The organism is Kitasatospora sp. NPDC048298 (assembly GCF_043201465.1).
Lineage (GTDB): Bacteria > Actinomycetota > Actinomycetes > Streptomycetales > Streptomycetaceae > Kitasatospora.
In genome coordinates, this window is record NZ_JBICYZ010000176.1 from 1 (window position 1) to 1,305 (window position 1,305).

Annotated in this window: 1 protein-coding gene; it reads left to right on the plus strand. The window is 68.1% G+C overall.

Annotated elements, in window-relative coordinates; all coding sequences use genetic code 11:
• The first annotated feature begins 76 nt into the window (after positions 1–76).
• Positions 77–1,266 (plus strand): IS3 family transposase gene (locus tag ACGF0D_RS44290; protein WP_392926267.1). Its coding sequence is split into 2 segments (ribosomal slippage): positions 77–341 and positions 341–1,266, totalling 1,191 coding nucleotides; the frame shifts between segments, so codons are not numbered across the junction.
• Positions 1,267–1,305 lie beyond the last annotated feature (39 nt).

A 1,305-nucleotide genomic window follows, 5' to 3' on the forward strand; every position in this document is an offset into this window, starting at 1 on the left:
GTGAGCTGCTCTGACTTTCATGGAGTCCCTGATGTCTGGGTTTGTTACGATCCAGGCGTAAGGAGAACCACGAGCAGTGCCAGCACCCCGCAAGTACCCCGATGAACTTCGTGAGCGCGCCGTCCGCGAGGTCCGCTCAACGGGCCGGCCCGTCGCTCACGTGGCCCGTGACCTGGGCATCCACAAGGAAGCCCTGCGGTCCTGGGTGCGTCAGGCCGAGGCCGACGCCGGAGAGCGCGACGATCGGCTCACGACCGCAGAGCAGGACGAGCTGAAGGAACTCCGCAAGGAGAATGCCGAGTTGAGGCGGGCCAACGAGATCCTCAAGGCCGCCAGCGTGTTTTTTGCCCAGGAGATCGACCGTCCCCGGACGAGGCCGAGCAGGTGATCGACCACCTGCGTGACGGCTTCGGGGTCGATCCCGTATGTCGGGTGCTGGGGCTGTCGCCATCGACGTACTTCGCGCGCAAGCAGCGGCCGAAGTCGGCCCGCCGGCTCCGCGACGAGGAGCTGATTGCGCTGGTCACGGCCGTGTGGGAGGACTCCGGCCGCACCTACGGGGCCCGCCGTGTCACCCGCGCGCTGGTCCGCGCCGGCCACGCGGTGGCCCGGTGCACCGTCGAGCGGCTGATGCGCGAGCTCGGCATCGAGGGAGTCATCCGCGGACAGCGCCGCCGCACCACCGCGCCGGAGCCCGCAGCGCCACGTCCGCCGGACCTGGTCAACCGCCGGTTCACCGCCGAGCGCCCGAACCAGCTGTGGCTGGCCGACCTGACCTACATCCGTACCTGGTCGGGCTGGGTCTACGTGGCGTTCGTCCTGGACGCGTACTCCCGCCGGATCGTTGGCTGGCAGGCCGCCACCCACATGCGGACCGACCTGCCGCTGGACGCGCTGGAGATGGCACTGTGGCGGCAGAGGATCAAGAAGAACGCCGGCCTCGTCCACCACAGCGACCGCGGGTCGCAGTACGTATCCATTCGCTACACAGAGCGACTGGCAGAGGTCGGCGCGTCCGCATCCGTCGGCTCCGTCGCGGACTCGTACGACAACGCGATGGCCGAGGCCCTGAACGGCACGTTCAAGGCCGAACTGATCGAACACCAGGGGCCGTGGCGGGACTTCGACGAGGTCGAGCGGGCCGTCTTCCAGTGGATCGCGTGGTACAACAGCGAGCGCCTCCACTCCGCCCTCGACTACATGCCGCCCGACGAGTGCGAGCAGGCGTACTGGACGAGACTGGAGCAACACCCGCAAGTCGCTTGATCACACGATCGCGGACTCCACGAAAGTCGGGGCAGCTCA